At 36.5% G+C, this 22,937-nt stretch carries 22 protein-coding genes; 10 read left to right on the top strand and 12 right to left on the bottom strand.

Annotated elements, in window-relative coordinates:
- Nucleotides 1-6 precede the first annotated feature (6 nt).
- A complete protein-coding gene (locus tag WC623_RS24000) occupies nucleotides 7-99 on the top strand; it encodes an IS3 family transposase (protein ID WP_372854749.1) in 93 nt (30 codons plus the stop codon).
- A 66-nt stretch (nucleotides 100-165) separates the two neighbouring features.
- On the opposite strand, the gene WC623_RS23995 is transcribed toward WC623_RS24000, so the two are convergent.
- From WC623_RS23995 to WC623_RS23980, 4 genes are read right to left on the bottom strand one after another with little or no spacing between them, the layout of a single operon-like run.
- Nucleotides 166-972, bottom strand: coding sequence for a M48 family metallopeptidase (locus WC623_RS23995; protein ID WP_349785985.1), 807 nt, complete (start codon nucleotides 970-972; stop codon nucleotides 166-168).
- Nucleotides 973-981: 9 nt separating this feature from the next.
- Nucleotides 982-1,629, bottom strand: a complete 648-nt coding sequence (gene plsY, locus WC623_RS23990; RefSeq protein ID WP_349785984.1) for a glycerol-3-phosphate 1-O-acyltransferase PlsY — start codon at nucleotides 1,627-1,629, stop codon at nucleotides 982-984.
- 3 nt (nucleotides 1,630-1,632) lie between these two features.
- Nucleotides 1,633-2,475, bottom strand: a complete 843-nt coding sequence (gene nadC, locus WC623_RS23985) for a carboxylating nicotinate-nucleotide diphosphorylase (protein ID WP_372855965.1) — start codon at nucleotides 2,473-2,475, stop codon at nucleotides 1,633-1,635.
- A gap of 36 nt (nucleotides 2,476-2,511) precedes the next feature.
- Nucleotides 2,512-2,907, bottom strand: a complete 396-nt coding sequence (locus WC623_RS23980) for a DUF4783 domain-containing protein (RefSeq protein ID WP_372855963.1) — start codon at nucleotides 2,905-2,907, stop codon at nucleotides 2,512-2,514.
- A gap of 149 nt (nucleotides 2,908-3,056) precedes the next feature.
- Between WC623_RS23980 and gpmI the strand changes: the two genes are divergently transcribed.
- Together gpmI and WC623_RS23970 are read left to right on the top strand one after the other, a co-directional pair.
- On the top strand, nucleotides 3,057-4,577 hold the full coding sequence (gpmI, locus tag WC623_RS23975) for a 2,3-bisphosphoglycerate-independent phosphoglycerate mutase (protein ID WP_372855961.1): 1,521 nt from the start codon (nucleotides 3,057-3,059) through the stop codon (nucleotides 4,575-4,577).
- Complete coding sequence (locus WC623_RS23970; RefSeq protein ID WP_372855959.1) at nucleotides 4,577-5,101, top strand: hypothetical protein; 525 nt, start codon at nucleotides 4,577-4,579, stop codon at nucleotides 5,099-5,101. Before gpmI ends, WC623_RS23970 begins: the two co-directional genes overlap by 1 nt.
- A gap of 68 nt (nucleotides 5,102-5,169) precedes the next feature.
- Here the strand turns inward: WC623_RS23970 and WC623_RS23965 are convergent, their stop codons facing one another.
- From WC623_RS23965 to WC623_RS23935, 7 genes are all read right to left on the bottom strand, one after another.
- Entirely contained in the window at nucleotides 5,170-6,036 is an 867-nt protein-coding gene (locus WC623_RS23965) for an endonuclease/exonuclease/phosphatase family protein (RefSeq protein ID WP_372855957.1), read from the bottom strand.
- A gap of 19 nt (nucleotides 6,037-6,055) precedes the next feature.
- On the bottom strand, nucleotides 6,056-6,928 hold the full coding sequence (locus tag WC623_RS23960; RefSeq protein ID WP_372855955.1) for an endonuclease/exonuclease/phosphatase family protein: 873 nt from the start codon (nucleotides 6,926-6,928) through the stop codon (nucleotides 6,056-6,058).
- 12 nt (nucleotides 6,929-6,940) lie between these two features.
- Nucleotides 6,941-8,719 (bottom strand): RagB/SusD family nutrient uptake outer membrane protein, encoded by a 1,779-nt coding sequence (locus tag WC623_RS23955; protein ID WP_372855953.1) that lies wholly within the window; start codon nucleotides 8,717-8,719, stop codon nucleotides 6,941-6,943.
- A 21-nt stretch (nucleotides 8,720-8,740) separates the two neighbouring features.
- Nucleotides 8,741-12,226, bottom strand: coding sequence for a TonB-dependent receptor (locus tag WC623_RS23950; RefSeq protein ID WP_372855951.1), 3,486 nt, complete (start codon nucleotides 12,224-12,226; stop codon nucleotides 8,741-8,743).
- 289 nt (nucleotides 12,227-12,515) lie between these two features.
- The gene (locus WC623_RS23945; protein ID WP_372855949.1) at nucleotides 12,516-13,655 is read right to left on the bottom strand and encodes a FecR family protein; all 1,140 of its coding nucleotides are present in this window, start codon (nucleotides 13,653-13,655) and stop codon (nucleotides 12,516-12,518) included.
- Nucleotides 13,656-13,725: 70 nt separating this feature from the next.
- Nucleotides 13,726-14,298, bottom strand: a complete 573-nt coding sequence (locus WC623_RS23940) for an RNA polymerase sigma factor (RefSeq protein ID WP_372855947.1) — start codon at nucleotides 14,296-14,298, stop codon at nucleotides 13,726-13,728.
- Nucleotides 14,299-14,511: 213 nt separating this feature from the next.
- Nucleotides 14,512-15,138, bottom strand: a complete 627-nt coding sequence (locus tag WC623_RS23935; RefSeq protein WP_372855945.1) for a tetratricopeptide repeat protein — start codon at nucleotides 15,136-15,138, stop codon at nucleotides 14,512-14,514.
- A 262-nt stretch (nucleotides 15,139-15,400) separates the two neighbouring features.
- On the opposite strand from WC623_RS23935, the gene lon reads away from it, so the two are divergent.
- Both lon and WC623_RS23925 read left to right on the top strand, forming a co-directional pair.
- Nucleotides 15,401-17,875: an endopeptidase La gene (gene lon, locus WC623_RS23930; RefSeq protein WP_372855943.1), complete on the top strand. Its 2,475-nt coding sequence runs from the start codon at nucleotides 15,401-15,403 to the stop codon at nucleotides 17,873-17,875.
- 109 nt (nucleotides 17,876-17,984) lie between these two features.
- Nucleotides 17,985-18,932: a lipid A deacylase LpxR family protein gene (locus WC623_RS23925; RefSeq protein ID WP_372855941.1), complete on the top strand. Its 948-nt coding sequence runs from the start codon at nucleotides 17,985-17,987 to the stop codon at nucleotides 18,930-18,932.
- A 23-nt stretch (nucleotides 18,933-18,955) separates the two neighbouring features.
- On the opposite strand, the gene arfB is transcribed toward WC623_RS23925, so the two are convergent.
- Nucleotides 18,956-19,366, bottom strand: a complete 411-nt coding sequence (gene arfB, locus WC623_RS23920; protein ID WP_372855939.1) for an alternative ribosome rescue aminoacyl-tRNA hydrolase ArfB — start codon at nucleotides 19,364-19,366, stop codon at nucleotides 18,956-18,958.
- 146 nt (nucleotides 19,367-19,512) lie between these two features.
- Here arfB and WC623_RS23915 point away from each other — a divergent pair, with 146 nt between their 5' ends.
- From WC623_RS23915 to WC623_RS23895, 5 genes are all read left to right on the top strand, one after another.
- Nucleotides 19,513-19,806, top strand: a complete 294-nt coding sequence (locus tag WC623_RS23915; protein ID WP_372855937.1) for a type II toxin-antitoxin system HigB family toxin — start codon at nucleotides 19,513-19,515, stop codon at nucleotides 19,804-19,806.
- 28 nt (nucleotides 19,807-19,834) lie between these two features.
- Nucleotides 19,835-20,224: a type II toxin-antitoxin system HigA family antitoxin gene (locus tag WC623_RS23910; RefSeq protein ID WP_372855935.1), complete on the top strand. Its 390-nt coding sequence runs from the start codon at nucleotides 19,835-19,837 to the stop codon at nucleotides 20,222-20,224.
- Nucleotides 20,225-20,273: 49 nt separating this feature from the next.
- Nucleotides 20,274-20,951 carry a (d)CMP kinase gene (gene cmk / locus WC623_RS23905; RefSeq protein WP_372855933.1) on the top strand — a complete coding sequence of 226 codons (678 nt, stop codon included), beginning with the start codon at nucleotides 20,274-20,276 and terminating at the stop codon, nucleotides 20,949-20,951.
- Between the two features lie 165 nt (nucleotides 20,952-21,116).
- Entirely contained in the window at nucleotides 21,117-21,704 is a 588-nt protein-coding gene (locus tag WC623_RS23900) for a TetR/AcrR family transcriptional regulator (protein WP_372855931.1), read from the top strand.
- Nucleotides 21,705-21,752: 48 nt separating this feature from the next.
- Entirely contained in the window at nucleotides 21,753-22,925 is a 1,173-nt protein-coding gene (locus tag WC623_RS23895) for an efflux RND transporter periplasmic adaptor subunit (protein ID WP_372855929.1), read from the top strand.
- Nucleotides 22,926-22,937: the final 12 nt, after the last annotated feature.

Raw genomic sequence — 22,937 nt, 5'->3', positions numbered from 1 at the left:
GATTATATCTGTTACTACAATAACGAACGATTAAAATTGAATTTAAATGGAATGAGCCCGATGGAATATCGGGCTCATTATAACAAATCTAATAACTAAATTTGTCTAAACTTTTGGGGGCAGTCCATTTTCAGGCAGCCTTCCATTTATCTTATTTAAAAGGAATTATTTTTTCAAATACTTTTGAGCTTCAGGTATAGCTCTTTGTATTTGAGCAATACGCGTAGCATCACTTGGGTGAGTACTTAAAAACTCGGCTGGCTTCTGACTTCCTGCAGAAGCAGCAGACATCCTTTGCCAGAATGCCACAGCATTTTGAGGGTTATAACCTGCCATTGCCATAAAGATCAATCCTAGCTTATCAGCCTCTAACTCCTGATTACGTGAGTACTTCAGCATCATTAAAGGTGTCCCAACACCATACAAGGTATTGAACAAAGATTGCGATTTAGGGTTCTTGGACAAAGCTACACTACCTGCTGCTCCAATTCCTTGAGAAACCATTTCCTGCGACATACGTTCTGCACTATGACCAGCAATAGCATGGGCAATCTCATGTCCCATCACAGTAGCCAAACCTGCATCGTCTTTAGTAACAGGTAAAATTCCTGTATAGACAACAATTTTTCCACCTGGCATACACCAGGCATTCAATTCTTTACTTTGTACAACATTTACTTCCCACTTATAATCTTTAATCAGATCTCCGTAATTGTTGTTATTCATATAAGTTTTAACAGAGGCAATCAGTTTGTTACCTACCATTTTCACTCTTGATGCTTCAGCATTAGATGCAGATAATACAGCCCCCTTATTTTCGGTGAGGAATTCATTGTATGCCTGAAATGCCATTGGCAAAACCTGATCATCACTAACCAGATTTAACCTGCTTCTTCCTGTTAGTGGAACAGTTGAACAAGACGATAAGGCTAACCCAATAGCGGTTACACCTACAATTAATATTCGCTTCATGATTTAAGTTTAATTAGTTTTCTTTTTAAACAGGTACACTTTGGATTCTCTGCCTTTTAATAATCGCTCTATATTTTTTTGATGCGTAACTAAAATCAGTACACATACACACATTCCATATAAGACTTCCGACTTTATAGAAGAATGTAACACAAACACAATACTTAAAGGAAATGTAAAACCTGCGCATATTGAGCTTAATGAAACATATTTTGTAAGTAATAATACGGTTATAAATACCAGAACACAAAGCATTGCTGCCGGAAAGTTAACTGCCAAAATCATTCCAAAAAGTGTTGCCACCCCCTTTCCACCTCTAAAGCCTGCAAATATTGGGAACAAATGCCCCATAACTGCGGTAACACCCAGTGCAAGCTCGTAATTTACAAATTGGGCAGAATGCTGAGGCCCTGTAACAGATAGTCCTATAAAGTAGGCTAATTTGGTTGCAGTATAACCTTTTGCTATGTCAATGGTCATTACAGCAATACCTGCCTTTTTACCCAACACCCTGAAAGTATTGGTTGCACCAGCGTTTCCACTTCCGTATTCCCTTACATCAACGCCATAAAATGCCTGTCCCAACCAAACTGCAGTTGGTATAGAGCCAAACAAATAGGCCAAAAGCACTGCCGAGATAGAATAGATAGAAATCATAACCTAAACGGCTTTTAAACTCATGTCTAAACTTTTAACTGAATGTGTTAATGCGCCCATTGATATATAGTCTACACCACAGGCTGCATACTCCGTAACATTCTCTTCTACGATGCCCCCTGAGGCTTCTGTAATATATTTTTTATCGATCAAGCGAACAGCTTCTTTTAGATCCGTAAAGCTAAAGTTATCGAGCATAATCCTGTTCACATTACCAGAATCAAGTACCTCTCCCAACTCTGTAAGATTTCTTACTTCAATCTCGATTTCTAATTGCTTGTTTTTTTCTTTTAAATATTGATTCGCAGCATTTATCGCATTTGCGATACCACCAGCATAGTCCACATGATTATCCTTGATCAGGATCATATCATACAGACCAATCCTATGGTTAACTCCACCACCAATACGGACTGCCCATTTTTCAAGATATCTTAATCCCGGTGTAGTTTTACGTGTATCTAATAATTGTGTATGGTATCCAGAAAGCAATTGAACAATATGATTTGTTTTGGTAGCGATGCCACTCATACGCTGCATGCAATTTAATACCAAACGCTCTGCAAGGAGAATAGATTGAGAACTTCCCGAAACAGTTAAAGCAATATCGCCATATTTTACAGCTGCACCATCATTGATAAATACCTCTATCTGAAGATTAGCATCAACTTGTTTAAAAATTTCCTGTGCCAGTTCTACCCCTGCAATAATTCCGTCTTCCTTAATCAGCAGTTTGGCTTTGCCTTGTGCATTAGCAGGAATAGTTGAAAGTGAAGTGTGGTCGCCATCACCGAGGTCTTCAGAAATAGCATTTTTTATGAATTGATTTATGATTAGTTTATCCAAAATTAATATTTAAACCCAAAAATAGCATTTTTACTATTATTTATCAGGCTCTATTCTTAATTCTGTTATAAAAAAAGCATTGGCCGATTTTTTCATTGTAATAGAAACCCTGAATTTTCCATTTTTTGTATGCAGGGAAAGTATCCCAAACCTGAAATTAGGATTGGTATTAATCAGGTGAATCACTGTCGATTTAACAGGCGGATACTTAGTAAAAAAGTTTCTTAAGATCTGTTCTGCCTGTGCTTTAGAATATACATCTTCATCATCGATGATGATTAATTCTACACTGGAAGAAAAATTGGCTGCGATCTCTTTTGCATTACCGGCTTTAAAATGTACAGACAAATTGTCTATAATATCGCCTTGAAGCGTATAAGAGGAGGAAGAATGCGTTAAAAATACGAATAAAAATAGTAGGGGCTTTATCATCTCTGTACAGCTAATATAATAACTTCACACAAATTATGCCATTAATAGATCATAAAATGATAACGAAACAGTTTTTGGTTCAAAAAAAAGATTGATTAGACTTATATTTGCTATTGTTCAATGACACATTAAAACAAAGCGAACCACGGATGAACAACAAAAAAGTAGTACTATTAATTCTTGACGGCTGGGGATACGGAAAACAAGATAATTCTGATGCAGCTTATGCGGCCAATACCCCATTTTTTGATGCTGCAATTCGAAATTACCCTAATTCAAAACTGGAAGCATCTGGCGAAGCAGTAGGTTTACCTGAGGGACAAATGGGTAACTCTGAAGTAGGACACATGAACCTTGGTGCAGGCAGAGTTGTATATCAGGAATTAGGAAGAATAAATAAAGCAATAAGTGACAGGAGTCTTTTCCAAAATCCGACTTTGATTGATGCTTTTAATTATGCTAAAAATAACGACAAGGCTGTTCACTTTATCGGATTAACTTCTGATGGTGGTGTTCATGCTCATATTAACCATTTAAAGGCATTATGTGATGCAGCGACAGAACAAGGCTTAAAGGATATTTTTGTACATGCTTTTATGGATGGCAGAGATACGGACCCTAATTCTGGCCTGAATTTCATTAAAGACCTTGATCATCATTTGGAACATACTACTGCAAAAATAGCCAGCTTAATTGGGCGATATTATGCAATGGACAGGGATAGTCGCTGGGAACGTGTAAAACTGGCTTACGACCTATTGACAAACGGAATAGGACAACCAACCAGTGATCCCGCAACAGCTATTGAGCAATCTTACAAGGATGGAATAACTGACGAATTTATTAAACCACTTGTTGTAACTCAGGATAACGGACAACCTGTAGCCACAATACAGCCTGGAGATGTAGTTATTTGTTTTAACTACAGAACAGACCGTGGACGTGAAATTACTGCAGTATTGACTCAGAATGACTATCCTGATTTTGGCATGCACAAGCTTCCTCTTTATTATGTAACCATGACCACATACGATGAGAATTTTGAAGATGTAAAGGTGATGTTTACTAAAGACGATCTTTCTGAAACGTTGGGTGAAGTGCTTGAAAAGTATCATAAAAAACAAATCCGCATTGCAGAAACAGAGAAATACCCACATGTTACTTTCTTCTTTTCTGGAGGCCGAGAGCAGGAATTTAAAGAAGAGAAGAGAATTATGATTCCTTCTCCGAAAGTGGCTACCTACGATCTACAGCCGGAAATGAGTGCTGCAGGTATTACTGAGGCAATCTGTAAAGAGCTGGAAAGCGGATGGCCAGATTTTGTATGCTTAAACTTCGCCAATCCGGATATGGTTGGGCACACAGGTGTTTTTGAAGCTGTTGTTAAAGCAGTTGAAACGGCTGATAGCTGTGCAGAAATTGTAGTAAAAAAAGGACTTGAGCATGGTTATTCATTCATTATCCTTGCAGATCATGGTAACTCTGAATATATGGTGAATAATGATGGTTCTGTAAATACCGCGCATACTACAAACCTTGTTCCTTGTATCCTCATTGATGCAGCTTATACATCTATTGCGGATGGTAAACTTGGTGATATTGCTCCTACTATTTTAAGTATAATGGGTATTCCTAAACCGGCAATTATGACCGGAAACAGCCTGGTTTAATGAGAAGAACTCTATTAATACCAGTCATTCTTTTGGTTTTTTCAGGCTGTAACCCGGCTGAAAAAAGCCAAAAGAACGATTTAAGTTATTTTGATCTTAAAGGATATTTTGAAAAAGAGGCTCTGCGACTTAATAAAAGAAATCCTGTATTTACGAAAACCGTGATGGTAAATAAAAGTTCAGAAACAAAGAAGATTCAAATACGAGATTGGGAAAAAGAGCTTTCTGTATTTTCTGAGGCTGATATAAACCGCAGTGCATGGAAAGGATTATTCCATATTGAAAAAAACATGGAACAGGAAGTTTACACCTCAGATGATAAAAAAGTTCCGGTAAAGGAAGTATTGATTACAAAAAGAGGTGAAAAAGTACAAGGTATCAAGATTCTTATGAGGACGAACAACATGCTTTACAGCTCTGCAGATACCCTATCCTATTATCCAGACAGTCTTTATCAAATCAAGAAAAAGCAGGAGATCAGGTTGCTTTCTGAAAAGAACTATATCATAACAGGTAAATTTTAAGACAGGATCCAAAACAAAATGGCCTCATAGTTTCGAAACTATGAGGCCATTTTGTTTTGGATCTTTTTTTATTTCAGTTCGAAATCCACAATCAATGGGACATGCCTATTTGGTGTATATCCAGCGATATAAAAGTTGGCTACTTTAAAATGTGCTTCAGATGAATAAAAAATATAATCACTGACAGTCGTCGGGTTTGGATAAGAGAAAGTAGCAAGAGGCGTTTCTGTGGTATAGAGGACAAATGCCTCAGTTAATTTATTAAACGATGTTGTACCCACATTGGCAGTCATATTTCCCGCCAGGATTGATGGCATGTCATCAGTCTTAATTCTAATCTTCAACTCCTCTATTTCTTTGAGTCTGCTTGCTTCTTTAGCAAACTCTAACTGAGTCGAAACAACTCTCACTTTTTTACCACTCCCCAGATCTAAAACAACAATTGCGGCACAACGCGCCTCATCATTACCTTCTGTAAACAGCTTCATATTTTCAGATTCGAGAATTGGGTAACGGCTTAATACAGCATTACCAGTTTCTCCACCACTCACTGTACGGGCTGGTGCATAAAAATACTTCATCCCGGTAAGATTTGCGAGCACTGAAGCCTGATCAATATCCATTTGTCCCCTGGTAGTAAACTTATCAACCTGACGCATACATACCACATCTGCTTTATTGCTATTAATAACATCTGCAACAGCTTCGATATCTAAAACACCCGTGTTGGTTCCTTTAAATGCTCTGTTAGTATAATTGATATCATAAGACATTACCCTGATTTCATTATCATTACCACCGGCATTACCACCACCAGGCTTTTCTTCTACGGTTTCATAAGTATGTACTTCTTCTACCTGATAGATCTTTTTACAACCAAATGCAACTGTTGATGCCAGTGCAATAATTACTATAAATATATTTTTGTTTAACATGTTCTTATCTTTTTAATTATTACATACTTAGTTTTACACGTACAGGATAATGATCAGAAGGTATTTTACCATTATAGGTATCGATCAAAATATCATACTGTTCTACATTAAATTGTGGGGTGATGAATACATGGTCTATTCGTGCTTTAGTTTTACGATAGATATCAAATAGATTTAGTGTTCCATTCGGAGCGTTTGGATTTTCTGCTCTGGTATAACAGTCCCTTAAAATTGAGGAGGTATTAAGTGTTCTATAATTATCTCCATTCTGATCATAGTTAAAATCACCGCTCAATAATGCTGGATAATTACCCGCTATTTTAGGAATCATGTTTAGCAACAATTTTGTACTTTCTCTTTGTGCCTGTGCCCCCTGATGATCAATATGTGTATTGAAAACATAAAATTCAGTCCCCGTACTTAATTGTTTAAACCTACCCCAGGTACATATTCTATTTAGCGAAGCATCCCATCCTGGCCCTGGACTTTCGGGTTTAGGTGAAAGCCAGAAGTCACCGGTTTCTAAAACTTCAAATAGATCGTTACGATAAAAAATCTCTACATGCTCGCCGGTGAGTCCATTGTTCCTACCTGCTCCAAAGTGTTTAAACTGAGGTAAACGTGCTGCAAGATCTGCCACTTGATTATCTTTTCCTTCCTGAATCCCAAAAAGTTCAAAACCATGCTTTACCACCATATCGGCAATCAGCTCACGCCTTGCCGTCCAGGGATTATCAACATCGGTATCTGTGTCAGTCCGAATATTGTACGTTGCATAATAAAAAGGCACCAGCGATTTTTTCTCTTGTTTTTCGTATACCTTTTTACAGGAGCTAAACATTGCTATCGAAAGCAATAACAATGTGTATATTCTAAATAAATTCCGATTCATAATATATTTTGATTAAGGAGTTAATGGTAACCAACCTGGGTTTTGTTTAACGTTTTCTCCACTTAATACTACCTGATCTAATGGAATAGGATAAAAATATCTTCTTTCGTCAAATACCTTAGTTACATTACTTAGCCACAACAAATTGCCTTTTGTTCCTTCAGTCAATTGTGATGAACCTCCATTAATGATATAGTAAACAACACCTGCAACAGGATTTGAAGGCCTTGCTGTTACAAATGAAACATCTGGTTTGCCATCACTATTAAGATCCATAGTAGTATTCATTGCTGGCACATACATTCCTTTGAATGGTTTTTGTAAAAGGTTCCCTGCTTTCCAACGAATCAGATCATAGTACCTGAAACCTTCAGCAACCAATTCAATTGCACGTTCTTTGCGGATTTCAATAATTGCAGAATTTGTAATACCCGGGAAAAACTCCTGTTGATAATAGGTATCCATACTGGCTGGCATCACGGCATTGGTAATCCCGCCACGCTGACGAAGTAAACGAATACTTTTATCCCATTCTGCTGAAGTAAATTCACCCAGTTCTGCTTTTGCTTCAGCATAGTTCAATAAAACCTCTGCATAACGTACCACTGGAATTGAGTTATAGCTTTCTGCCTTTCCATCCAGACCAGAATCATCCAGAGTATATTTTATAGGTTGATAACCTGTATAAGAATAACCAAAATCAGTCGCAGCAAGTGTACCATTACTTCGGGCATAATTACCCATTCTGATGGTTTGTTCCAACCTTCTGTCTCTATTCTGTGTTTCCTGCATAAAGTTCATTGTTGCATATCCAGATTGTTCGGTAAAGCGCGCACCATTCAACATCTGATAAGAGTTAATGAAATCTTTAGTCAGGCTCCATCTCGAACCATATGTTGCACTCGTAAACCACCAGTTTGATGAATGCCATCTTCTTAAGGTATTGTTATAAACTACAGCAAGCATCACTTCATCAGTAACAGGATTTTCACTAACAAATAATGCTCTGTAATCCTTTGCCGGGTTATTGGTATTATATACTTTATACATACCACTAGTCATTACTTTATCCGCAGCATCTGCTGCTTCCCTTAAAAAGTCGTTTGCACTACCACTCAGCTGAAGCTGAGGATGGTACTTTCTCATTGTCCCCTCAAACAAACATATTCTTGATTTCAATGCCAGGGCGACATTCCTGGTGATACGGGATGAAGATGTATTTTTAGCCACACGGATATTGGTACATGCGAAATTGAGATCCGCAAGAACAGAGTCCATCACTAATTTACGAGGATCACGAGCTTTATAAAGGTCAGGATCTGTATCACTTAATGTTTTGCTGTACCAAGGCACATCCCCGAACTTTTTAACCATATTATAATAGAACCAGGCTCTAAAAAGACGTGCTAAACCTCCATAATGATTTCTGGCTTCCTGACTGATGGATGGATTATTATAATTTTCCAGAAAGTAATTGATGTTCCTTAATGGGCCCCAATCCCAACCCGAAGCTTGATTTGAGTCGAAACCGCTTTGCAGGTAAGTAGACACATTATTTACCGCTCCTAAGTCAGACAGGTTATCACTTGTAAAATCATGTTTGTAAATCTGATCTGCCTGCGGAAATATTTGCGAAGCATTGTAAAATGAGTTGGTATACAACTCCAAACCCTTTTCAGTGTTAAAAACCGTTTCAGGGGTCATTTTGTCGACCGGCTTAAGGTCAAATATTTTCTTACAACCCCATAAACAAGGAAGCAAGAGGAAAAGCATATATATTTTTTTCATCATGTTTTGATTTTATGGTTATTACTATAATGTTATATCGATTCCGAATGTGAAGTTCTTAAGCATAGGGTAACGGTATCCGTCGCCATTATTTACATTAATATCCGGATCAGCTTTTTCTATAACCTCGGGGTCAAAGTTTTTAGTGATTTTATACATTGGAGAGTAAGTCCATAAATTCTGACCATTTACAAAAACCCTGGCGCCAGAGATACTTGCTTTTGCTAACCATGCTTTCGGTAGGTTATAAGCAATAGTTACGTTTTTAAGTCTGACATAGCTGGCATCTTGTAAATATCTTGTTTGAGTATTACGTAGGGTTCCATTCGTATTTTGTGCCAGATACCCCCTATATCTTGGGAAATAAGCATCCGGATTGTCTGCTGTCCAGTAGTTACCAATAATATGTTGCGGAAGAAACCCATATGGACGGTTATACTGTCCCCAGAAATATCCTGCTTCAGTACTTGGCCACCAATCCCTTTTACCGACTCCCTGAACAAACGCATCAAATGAAAAGTTGTTCCAGGTTAAGCCCAGATTTACACCATAAGTATACCTGGCCTGATCGTTTCCAATAATCGACCTATCGCCTGGATCAGTTACAGTATTCTTCCCATCATTAATAACTCCATCTCCATTACGATCTAAAAACTTGATATCTCCTGGCAAGTAATTGTTTCCTTGAGAAGTTCTGATATAGCTTTGATTAGCATGGTTCCTGATATCCTCTATATTTTGAAAAAGTCCTTCTGTAGTATATCCCCATATTTCGCCTAATCTCATTCCCTTATAATAACCTTCACCTCCCAGACTCATTGTAGGGTTATTGAACTTTGTGATATAAGACGACTGATCAGACAATACAAAACGAAGATTATATCCAATTGGCTTACTGGTATTGATCTTATCAGCCCAGCCAAGTGTAAGTTCCCATCCCTTTGTCTCCAGATCTGCATTATTACCTTTAGGTACTGTAGCCCCAAAAGTCCTAGGTAATGGCTGTAGAGGCGTAAACATATCTGTAGTCTGTCTGCTGTACCAGTCAAACACAAACGTAAAGCGATTTTTAAATAGATTTAGGTCTATTCCCAGATCTAAAGTTGTTGAAGTTTCCCATGTTAATTTAGCAGGTAATACGTCTGGCTGTCCAATTTGTGAAGGAAATACCCCATCCAGGATCATCCCTGATTTAGATGTCCCCATAGTCGTTAAGAACAAATAATCTTTGATATCTCCATTGGCTAGACTTCCATAAGAAGCTCTTACTTTAAAGTTATCTACCCAATTTTTCAATGGTTTCATAAAAGCTTCTTCAGAAACTCTCCAACCTGCAGAAGCAGAAGGGAAGAATCCGAAACGCTGATCAGCAGGGAAGCGGGATGAACCGTCGTAACGTCCATTAAGTTCAAACAAATACCTATTGTCGTAAATGTAATTGAACCTGTAAAATGCCCCGAAAATACCCCAATCTTTACCCCCACCTGTGGTAGTATAATTTAGTCCGTCCATTAAACTAAAGTCCGGAAGTTCGGGATTCAGCAGCCCATCACGTCTTAAACGGTTATTTCTGGTTGATGAATATTCGACATTATACCCAATCATTCCTTTGATATAATGTTTGTTAATTTCCTTTTTATAATCAGCGTATACATTATTAGAATAATACTGCTCATCAACACGGTATTGTTCCAGGTAATTGTTACCTGCAGTTTCCATGACTCCAGGAGAGTTACTATAAGTAACAGGATAAAGCTGGGTCTGTTGTTTATTATTACGCTTCATGAAAGTAAAATCTGCATTGATATTTAGGTTATTATCCAGCAGATTTGCTTTTAACCCAACAGTATTCCTCAACATATTCTCACCTTCTTTTTTGTTGCTGTTCCCGGTTTTAAAGTCACCCACTGTAAATGCAGCATGTTGAGTTAAGCTTCCGTCAGGATTATACATAACAGCCATGGGAAAACCCTGATCTGCTAAGTTTCTTAGAATATGATTGTTATAAATTGAATTTCTAGGCTCTTTATAATCAAATGCAGAAAAATCGAGATTATTCGTCAGCTTCAACCAATTGTTAACCTTAAGTTCCACTTTAGCTCTAAAGTTGTATTTATTAAAGTCATCCGGATTGTATCTATAAATCCCATTTTGCTTAAAATAGCGTCCTGAGATATAATAGTTAAGCTTTTCAGTTCCGCTAGACAAGCTGATGTTCTGTTCTGTACCTGGAGATGTATTTCTGTAAAGCTCATTTAACCAATTGGTGCTTCCAAAATAACGATATCTTCCATTAGATGGGTTAATATCTATTTCTGGTAGTCCGAGTTCAGGACTTTCAGCTCTCTTACGATAATCATCCAGGTAATCCAGATTAAATGGAAAAGCATTGTTGACCCCTGTTGGCGTTGAGGTATAATCATTGTAGGCTTGAAATGATTCCAGAAACATTTTTGCCCAGGTATAACCATCCCAAACCATCTCGGGTTTTGCTGTTTGCTGATTGAGGGTATAGCTGCTATTGAAACGAATCTTTACTTTACCTTCTTTAGATGATTTTGTTGTAATTAAAACAACTCCAAAAGCTCCCCTGGCGCCGTATATAGCTGCAGAGGCAGCATCTTTAAGGACAGTTACATTTTCAATATCATTAGGGTTTAACAAATCCGGATCCCCTGGAATTCCATCTATTAATATCAAGGCACCACCACCACTACGGTCCGTTTCATTGCTAATGGTTGTTGTTCCACGAACATTAAAAGTAGCACCTCTTGTTGGTTTACCATCCGCCATACGGATATTAAGATTAGGAATTGTTCCTTGCAATCCTCTTGTTACATTGGGCATCGGTCTGTTTTCAAATACCTCTGCTCCTACCTGGTCAATTGCTCCCGTAAGATTTACTTTCTTTTGTACACCATAGCCTACAACTACAAGCTGTTCCAGTTGTTGCAGCTCAGGCGTTAATTTAACATTTATGGTTTTGCGACCTTTAACAGGCTCTTCAACTGCAATATAACCAATGAAAGAAATCTGTAACATGGCATTTTCCGGAACATCAGTAAGGGTATAATTACCATCTGAATTGGTTGATGTCACTCTGGTGCTTCCTTTAACTTTAATACTTGCTCCGGGAAGAGGACCATTATTTTCATCGGTTACCCTACCTGTTATTGTTATAGTAGCTTTATTAAGTACATTATGCACTAAACTCTGTTCTACTTTCCTAATAACTACCGTATTATCTTTGACTGTAAAGTTTAGGCGTTGTTTATTAAGTACTTGTGCCAATACAGTTCTCAGTTCTGCATTTTTAAAATTCACATCAACAGGAGTTGTATTCTCCAGCTGTTGAGATTTCCAGACCACATTATATCCGGTTTGTTTTTTTATCTCTCTAAATAGCTCTTTAAGACTTATGTTGTCTTTTTGCAGGCTGATTTTTTGTGCGTAAGTACTGGCACTTACCTGCATTATTAGCGTTAAAAGCAAAATGGTTGTTATTTTCATAACCAATAGCATTTTGTTCGGCAGCCGCATATGCAGACAGCCTAAGTTAAAAGTATAATTTTTCATAACTTTGAACCAAGTTTGGGTTAATACATCATTATATTCATCAATAATTCAATCCGTTAGGATTAGGGTTAACTCAAACAATTGACGTGTCCTGACTGCGAATCAGGACGCGTTTGTTTTTGACCCTTTTTAACTGGGGGGCTATGTAAATTTCTCTGTGCTCATATAATTAATTTTCGGTTTGTTTAATTTGGTTATAAAAAAAGTTTGTTTTTTACAATGATTAGTTTGTCACTATAATTGTTCTATGCTGAATTTTGAAATGTATTCCACCTGTAAGCTCTAATTTTTCAAGTACTTTTGTTACATTTTCAAATCTGGAGATAGATCCTCCAAAACGATCTGTTGGATTAACTCCTTTATATTCTACATCGATATCATACCACCTGGAGATTTGTCGCATGATGCTTTCCAAAGGTTCATCATTAAATAAAAACTCTCCATTTTTCCACGCTATAGCATCTTCTGCATTAACCTGCTGTACACTTAGTGATTTTTCATTCAAGATACCTTGTTCATCAGGTTTCAGAATTGCCCTTTCTGAAGATTTAAGGTTTAATATGCTAACAGACCCAGTTAATAAGGTGGTAGAGGCTTTAGTTTCATCCTTATAATTATTAACATTAAAATGAGTACCCAATACAGTAACCTCTTGTCGGTCTGTTTTTATCCTGAATGGTTTCAATTTATTTTTTGCAACTTCAAAATACCCCTCCCCACTAAGTTCTACTCTACGCTCGTTTTTCCCAAAGTTTACAGGATATGTAAGCATTGAAGCTGCATTTAACCACACTTTAGTTCCATCAGGCAAAAGGACTTGATATTGTCCACCATTAGGGGTTTCAATAGTATTAAAAGCAGAAACGCCTCCTTTTTCCCCTGTATTTGTAACCTTATATATTAATTGCCCATCATCAGTTTTTGTGATGGTAACTCCTTCTTGCTTTGCAAGCGTACCATTTTCTGCCTCAGTTAAAGAAATTCGTTTACCATTTGACAATGTAAGATATGCTTTGTTTCCTCCAGGGATAATCTCACTGGATAAGAGAGCCATTGCCTCCTTTTTCTGCGTTTTATTAAGATTGTAAAAATAAAAACCAACCGAAAGCACAGCCAATACAGAAGCCGCTATAGAAATCATTGGCCATATCCTTATATTCTTTTTATGACTTTCATCGGATGCTTGTGGAAGTGCAGTCCAAATTCCTGCAAGATTTTCTTCTAGTTCTTCATCAGAAATTTCGGCCTTACCTATAGATGCCTGATGATTATACCAACTTTCTAAAAGGGTCAATTCCTCTTTAGTGATGGTACCATTTTCATATTTTTCGAGCAATATAATCGCTTCTTTACTTTTCATCATTACCTATGGGTTGCTTTCTAAGGTTAAGACGAATGAGAATGTACCAGGTATAAGATTAAAATTTTTTTTTTTAAAAGAATGGTATTCCGACCAAAAGAGATGTAATTTTAGGTCGCAATATTTTTAAAGCATTATTAATTTGCTTTTTAACAGTATGATCAGAGATATTAAGCTGGGCCGCTATTTCCCGATGAGACAATTCCTGATTACGACTCATTTCAAATATCTCTTTCATTTTTTTTGGTAATGCTGATACTTCCTTTTCTATCAACCTTGTCAACTCATTTAGCCTAACTTGTTGTTCTGTATGGGGTACTGCTGCCTGGATATATTCCTGAATTGACTCTATATAATTTGTCACAAATTTATTGCGTGCAATATGATCTAATATTCTGTTTCTTACTGCAGCATATAGATAGGAAGAAAGCCTTTCTGATATTAATATATGCTCTCTTTTAATCCATAAGTTAAGAAATAGCTCATGAATGATATCGTTAACTTCCTCTGTATTATTCAATACTCTCAATGCATGTTTATACAGCACACCTTTATATCTATGGTATATTTCTGTATAGGCCTTATGACATCCTTTTTGTAAAAGGGAAACCAATTCGGCATCAGTAAATTTTGAATATATTTCCATGCTTTAACTGCATTACAGCGAAGTAACTGTAACTAAAAAAAGTCCAATATATAAAAAAAAACTTTGCAGGGCAGTCGGTGCCCCTTATCAGTGCAAATATATACCCTTAATATTAAGCCTGCGTTAATTATGGCCAGGCGAGCGTTTCTTTAAAAAAACACCCAATACTAACGTTAATTAATATTGGGTGCATTAAAATACCAGACGATAGTTCTATTTCAGACTTGTAACCTGAGCTTTAACATAATCAATTAGTGAAAGTATGTCTTTACGCTGCGGCTGAACAACCAATACCTTTTGGAAATCCGTGATAGAGTTATTAAATAAAGCAATACAAGCCGCTTTTTCTGCTTTCGTTTTTATCTTATAAGATTTATAAATCGCATAATCTTTATAAGCTAATGCTCTGTTTTGCAACAATTGTGTATCCTCTTCTCCGTTGATCTCAATTGCTTTAGTAAAGTCTTTAATTGCAGCCTGATAAAAATTATCACGCATATTATTCAAAGATTCCTTCGGATCATTAGCTACATTTTGTCTGGCCTTACCTCTGTAATAATAAGCAGAGTAATCTGAAGGTTTTAAGACGATTAATCGACTATATGTATCTATAGAATTTTCGAAATTACCACATTGAAAATAGGAATAGCCTAACATTTTCAACACATTAGCATTATTAGGACTTTTAGTATCTGCCTTTTCAAGCTGATTCACAGCACCTTTATAATCCCCCTTCATCATCGCCTGCATACCTAGTTTATCATACCCGCTATTTTGGGCAAAAGTAGTGCTGGCAGAAAAAACAAATAACAATAAGATCGTTTGCTTGAAATAGTTCATTAATTTCTATTTAAAATAAATATATTTAAAAGGTTTGATATAGGCAACTATCGTACCACATGCAAATATCTAACTAAAACGTCAAATAATACAAATTATGATTTTTAAAATAATTAATTATTAACGCATGACTTTTTAACAGAGAAAAGCAGTCATTCTTTTTTTGGCACAGGAGTTGAAAATACCAGTATACAACACAATTAATAATTTTTAAACGACATGCTGTCAAATTGTCGTTTTTTATTTTAGAAAGACTTATTTAATGAGTAAACGAGATCAATTCGATTTTAGCAACGCACTACCTATCATAAACGAAGACACTGAATTCTTTCCATTAATGTCCCAGCAAGATGAAGATGAAATGAATAATGAGGACACGCCAGAAATTTTACCAATTCTACCATTACGGAACACTGTACTATTTCCCGGAGTAGTAATCCCCATTACAGTTGGAAGGGATAAATCAATAAAACTGATTAAAGAAGCTTATAAGGGAGACCGGATTATTGGTGTAGTTTCACAACGTGATGTCTCTATAGAAGATCCTACTTTTGATGAATTGAACAGTGTGGGTACTGTTGCTCATATTATTAAGATGCTTCAAATGCCTGATGGCAATACTACAGTAATTATTCAGGGTAAACAGCGTTTCCGTTTATTGGAAGAGGTGCAGTCTGAACCATACATCAAAGTAACAATCAGTAAGTTTGAAGAATCAAAACATAAGATTGACAAAGAATTTAAAGCTTTAGTAGCTTCTATTAAGGAAATGTCGAGCCAGATCATTCAACTGTCGCCAAACATTCCAAGTGAAGCAGGTATTGCACTTAAAAACATAGAAAGTACTTCTTTCTTAATCAACTTCATCTCTTCGAACATGAATGCAGATGTTGCAGATAAGCAAAAGATGCTGGAAATGACTAACCTTAGGGAGCGCGCCATGATGGTTATGGAGTTACTAACCCTTGAGTTACAGATGCTGGAACTTAAAAACCAGATTCAATCTAAAGTTCGTGTAGATCTGGATAAGCAACAAAGAGATTATTTCTTAAATCAACAGCTAAAAACAATTCAGGAAGAATTAGGTGGTAATTCATCTGACCTGGAGTATGAGGCTTTGCAGACCCGTTCTAAAAAGAAAAAATGGGATGTTCAGGTTGCTGAACATTTTAACAAAGAGCTTGAAAAGCTGGGTCGCATGAATCCTGCAGCTCCTGATTATTCTGTACAGATTAATTACCTGGAACTATTGCTGGATTTGCCATGGAATGAGTTTACAAAAGATAACTTTGATCTGAAACGTGCACAACGTGTATTAGATAAAGATCATTTCGGTTTGGAAAAAGTTAAACAGCGTATCATAGAGTACCTGGCTGTATTGAAACTTAAGCGTGATATGAAAGCGCCTATCCTTTGTCTTGTAGGTCCTCCGGGAGTTGGTAAAACATCGCTTGGTAAATCTATAGCAAAAGCACTTAACCGCAAATATGTTCGGATGGCTTTAGGTGGGATTAAAGATGAAGCGGAAATCCGTGGTCACAGAAAAACATATATTGGCGCTATGCCAGGCCGTATTATTCAATCCATAAAAAAAGCAGGTGCAGCTAACCCTGTATTTGTTTTGGATGAAATTGATAAAGTAGGTTCTGATTTTAGAGGTGATCCTTCTTCTGCTTTGCTTGAAGTACTTGATCCCGAGCAAAACAATGCTTTTAATGATCATTATGTAGAGGCAGATTATAATCTTTCTAATGTTCTATTTATTGCTACTGCAAATTCACTCAGCTCTATACATCCTGCCTTGTTAGACCGTATGGAGATTATTGAGGTAAATGGTTATACCATAGAGGAGAAAATAGAAATTGCTAAAAAATACCTGTTACCAAGACAAAAAGAGCAGCATGGCATAAAAACCAAAGATATTAATGTTAAAAGTTCGCTGATTGAAAAGGTAATTGAAGATTATACCAGAGAATCTGGCGTACGTGGGCTGGAGAAAAAGATTGGTTCATTGGTACGTGGTGTAGCTACTAAAATTGCAATGGAGGAAAGTTATGATCCAAATCTTAGCTCAGAGGATGTTGAACGTATCTTAGGTGCACCTATCTATGACAAAGACTTGTACGAGGGAAATGAAGTTGCTGGTGTTGTAACAGGCTTAGCCTGGACACAAGTTGGTGGCGATATTCTTTTTATTGAAGCAAGTCTAAGTCCTGGTAAAGGTAAATTAACCCTTACTGGAAATCTGGGTGAGGTTATGAAAGAATCTGCAATTATAGCTCTTGCTTATTTACGTGCACACGCTGATATTTTTGATATCGCATACGAACTGTTTGATCAATGGGATGTACATGTGCATGTTCCGGCCGGCGCTACTCCAAAGGATGGTCCTTCAGCGGGTATAACCATGCTTGCCGCTTTAACTTCTGCATTTACACAACGTAAAGTAAAATCTAACCTGGCTATGACGGGTGAGATTACACTTAGAGGTAAAGTATTACCTGTAGGCGGAATAAAAGAAAAGATACTGGCTGCCAAACGCGCCAACATAAAAGATATTATTTTATGTAAATCAAATCGTAAGGATATTCTGGAAATCAAGGAAAGCTATATCAAAGACCTTAATTTCCACTATGTTTCTGAAATGAAAGAGGTTATTGAACTTGCTTTAACAAAAGAAAAAGTAAAAAATCCTCAGAATCTAAGTATAAAATTAAATCCAGCGAAGGCTGTTTAATCAATTATCATAAGAACGATGTTAAAAAGGAGGCTGTATTACGATATAGCCTCCTTTTTCTTTTAAACTTATCCTAATTCTGATAACTTTACTGCAAACCTAAAAACGGATGAAACACTTACTCCTTGCCTTATTAATCTCTATCTTCAGCATTAGTGCTTTTAGCCAGACCTATAAAAATGAATTTGGTTTCCGAAGCGATAATGATTCCTATCTGGCACAGGGTTCTGACAGGTATTATACCAATGGTTTATTTATCCATTTTAGAAGGGCGCTAAATCAGCAAGATTTAAAAGAAGGTTTGGAGAAAAAGACTTATGAAATTACTGCAGGGCAGGAAATTTATAATGCTTATTCAGGTTACGCTCCAGATCCGGCAAAACAGGATCGTCCGTTTGCAGGCTATTTATATGCTGGTGGAGCATTAAGTTGGTTTTACAGCAATGAAAGCATTTTAAAAACAAGTGTAGAAATAGGTACTACTGGTCCAAATTCACTTGCTGAAGATGGCCAGGAGTTATTACACAATACGGTAGGTTTTTATACACTTGAAGGCTGGGATTACCAGATAAAAAATGCTTTAGCTATAAATTTATCGGCCCAATATACCAGGCTATTGCACCGCGCCTCTAATAAGGCGATAGATTTCTCTTTTGAGGGATATGCCAATGCAGGCACAACATTCAGTGGTGCCGGAGCAGGGATCCTATTCAGAGCGGGTGGCTTAAACCAGCTTTTTAATTCCGCATATACCAATGCTGTAATTGGCAATAACCCAAAAACAAAAACCCTTGTCAAAAGAGAAGTTTTCTTTTATGCTAAACCTCAAATCAACCTTGTTGCTTATGATGCCACAATACAGGGTAATATGTTTAATGATAATGACCCGATTACTTTTGGAGCAAAGCCATTAGTCTTTGCCCAACAAATTGGCTTTAACTATAGTTCACAACGCTTTACATTTGATTTTGGAATGATTTTTAAAACCAAAGAAGTGAAAAGCACAGCTAAAGCACATCAGTATGGTTCTATAAGCATGTTTTACCGGTTTAATTAAAAACCGGGAGCTTCTTAGATTGATTAATCTAGTTGAGGACGTTTTCTAGACTCTTTTTTATGAGCCACAGCTTGTTTATCGGCCAGCCTTTTTCTGATTACTGATTTAGGAGTTTTAGTAGGTTTCCTTTTCTTCTGCACATGCATGGCTGATTTCAGTAAGGCAATAAGTTTAGCAATTGTCTTTTCCTTATTTAGCAGCTGACTTCGGTCTTCTTGTGAAACTACATGAATATTACCCTCCTGATCTAAACGCCCGGCCAGGCGTTCAGTTATTAGTATTCTCTCATCATCTGTTAAAAAACTTGCTGAAGACAAGTTAAAAATAAGCTCAACCTTACTGGAAACCTTATTGACATTTTGTCCACCCTTTCCCCCACTTCTTGAAGTTTTAAAGGTTACAGCTTTTAATATATCTTCTTTTCCAGGTACCATACCCCAAAAATATGAAATTAAAATACCAACATAATACTAAATCTGTATAGACTTACACTATTGTTAACCATTAAGCTGACAATAGCAAATTAATTTTTAAATCGTAGTTGGTAATTTGCCAACTATTAGTATATTTGAATTGAATTATGATAATTATCTATTCACGAAGCCTGGATCGGTTTGCACATAAACATGCAGATGCTGGGAAAAGCTTAAGAGTTTGGAGAACGGTAACAGAACAAGCAACCTGGGCAAAAAGTGCTGATGTTTTAAAAGATTTCCCGAAAGCTAAAATAATTGTAGGTGACCGTGCCAGATTTAAAATTACGGGGAATAAGTACAGACTAGTCATAGAGATTGATTACGATGATGCAATTGTAGAGATCAGATTTCTTGGAACACATTCAGAATATGATAAAATTGATGCTAAGACAATCTAGTGTAGAATATTAATTAGAAGATAAATAAATGGACTTAAAAACACAATGGTACTTAATTGAATCTGAGCATGATTACCAACAGGCAATAAACAGATATCAAGCTATTAAGCAAGCAAAAAAAGGTTCTGAAGATCATAAAGAAAAGCTATTGCTGGCACATCTCATTTCAGAATATGACAAAGTGCATAGCACACTACCCCAAGTTGATCCTATTGAACTTATTAAAATCAGAATGAAAGAATTTGGTTACAAACCATCAGATCTTGCAGAGATTTATGGAGATAAGGGGACCGTTAGTAAAGTACTCAATTACAAGCAGGCTCTTTCTTTAACCATGATCAGAAAGTTTAGTGAGCTGTTAAAGATTCCATCTGAAGCTTTAATAAAAGAATATGATTTAAAGGTGCAAAAAGCTTAATATAAAATTCATTTAAAACAATCCCTCAAAATACTAACTTTGCTTACCTATGAGAAAAAACCTCGTTGTAGCAATTGATGGCTATTCGTCATGTGGAAAAAGCACACTTGCCAAAGCCTTAGCAAAAAAATTAGGATTTATATACATCGACAGTGGCTCTATGTACAGGGCAGTCACTTTATATTTCATCCGTAACCAAATCAATATAAATGATCCCGAAGCAGTAGCAGAGGCACTTCATAACATAGAGCTTAATTTTCACTCACGTGATTATGAATCACATATTACGCTGAATGGCGAAGAAGTTTCTGAAGAGATCAGGCAGATGCCGGTTTCAGAAAATGTAAGTGAGGTTTCTGCGAATAAGTTGGTTCGTAAAGAAATGGTCAAACAGCAACAACGAATGGGCAAGTCCAAAAATATAGTAATGGATGGACGCGACATCGGAACTACTGTTTTTGAAGATGCACAAGTCAAATTCTTCATGACCGCAGACCCTAAAATCAGAGCTGAACGCAGGTATAAAGAGTTACAAAGTAAAGGAGATAAGACTACCACTTTAGAAGAGGTTTTTGAGAATTTAGCTCACCGTGATTATGCGGACACTACAAGAAAGGAAAGTCCACTAACCCGGGCAGAAGACGCCATCATACTGGACAACACAGAGTTAACTGAAAAAGAACAACTTGATTTCGCTCTAAATATGGTACATCAACATTTGCCTTAGTATATTTTTTTAGCCAATTTCTTAATCAGATTTTTTTTCTAGTATCAAATTGCTTTTGCAATTATTTGGTTACAATAATCGTTTTATCTAAACATTACATTTCTGTGTTTTAACTAAACTATGAGACTAATACTTTTGTTTAACAATTTTGTCAAACTCAAGTAAATGACCACAAGAGATACTGGTACTGAACAATTAATTAAGAATACGGCTAAACATCTTTTCTTTGCTGAAGGGAAGTTACATGCTACTACACAAGAGATTGCAGATGCTGCTGGTGTAAATCGTACACTTGTTAATTATTACTTCCGTTCCAGGGATTCTTTATTTGATCAGGTATTTAACGAAGCACAAGAATCACTTGTAAATATGCTTGATGAGGTTATTGAATCTGATATGCCCTTCAAACAAAAAATAGAAAACCTCATTTCAGTTTTCCTCAAAGAGTCTATGCAATATCCGTATCGAGAGTTATTTATCATTACTGAGATGAATAGAAAAGATGTGATCGATTCAAAAAAAGCAAGAGCAAAAAAAGTGAACGCTTTTTTAAAGCAAATAGAATTTGAAATGGATAAAGGGACTATAAAAAGGATGAATCCAAGACATTTTACTTTGAACCTTTTTTCTTTAATGGCATACCCCTTGGTTACGGCCCCTCTCAATAAGATATTGTTTGGCATGAATGATGACGAATACTCCGAATTGCTGGAGGAAAGAAAAAAATTAATTTTTGAAACCATATTCCCTTAAATTCAGTAGTATACAAATCGCTTCTCCAAAAAACATATAATTACATAAATGAAAACTAGAACCAAATCTCTCTACTTATTGCTTCCAGCATTGTTAATTATCGCCTCATGCGGAAATTCGGATCAGAAAAAAGCAGGTGGTCCGCCTCCAGCTCAGGTGCAATCATACCCGGTGGTGGTTTTGAAGGCTCAATCTACTTCTTTGGAAACTGATTACCCTGCAACATTAGAGGGAATTCAAAATATTGACATCAGACCAAAGGTTGATGGCTTTATTGAAAAAATATATGTAGATGAGGGTGCAAGCGTGAAAAAAGGACAAGCTCTTTTTAAGATCAATGCACCTCAGTACGAACAACAGGTTAGAACTGCAAATGCAGCTATTAGTAGTGCAGAAGCTGATGTTAATGCTGCGCAATTGCAGGTAAATAAAACTAAACCACTGGTAGAGAAAGATATTATCAGTAAATATGATCTGGATGCAGCAATGCTAACACTTCAAAGCAGAAAAGCAGCATTGGCACAAGCAAAAGCTGAACTTGTAAATGCTAAGGTAAATTTAGGTTATACACATATTACCAGTCCGGTTGATGGTGTTATAGGCAGCATCCCTTTTAAAACAGGGAGTCTAGTAAGCAGTAATAGCACTAGTCCATTGACAACAGTATCAAACATTTCTAAAATTTACGCTTATTTCTCAATGAATGAGAAACAACTTTTGGATTTCTCACGTAATTATAAAGGTGCTACTATTGAGGCAAAAATGAAGAATATTCCATCTGTTTCTTTAGTTTTGGCTGACGGCACTCCTTATCAGGAAAAAGGAAAAATTGGATCTATAAATGGTCTGATCAATACAGGAACAGGTTCAGCTAGTTTACGAGCTACTTTTCCAAACACACAGAATCTTTTAAGAAGTGGAGCAAGTGCTTCAGTACGTATTCCACAACACTTAGAAAATGTAATTCTTATTCCTCAAAAATCAACTATTGATTTACAAGGTAAAAAGTTTGTATATGTTTTAGCGGATAAAGGCCTGGTTAAAAATACAGAAATTGAGATTATGGAAATCGCAAAAGGTAACTACTATGTGGTTACGAAGGGATTAAAAGAAGGTGACAAAATTGTACTGGAAGGTTTCCAATCTTTGAAAGATGGTCTTGAGATTAAACCTGACGAGAAAAATGCAGATTCAGTTTACGCTGATCTAAACAATAAATAACCTGGTTTTTTA

It is taken from the genome of Pedobacter sp. (assembly GCF_041645105.1).
GTDB lineage: Bacteria > Bacteroidota > Bacteroidia > Sphingobacteriales > Sphingobacteriaceae > Pedobacter.
Note: the sequence above shows the minus strand (reverse complement) of the source record. Positions and strands in the feature narration are given on the sequence as shown.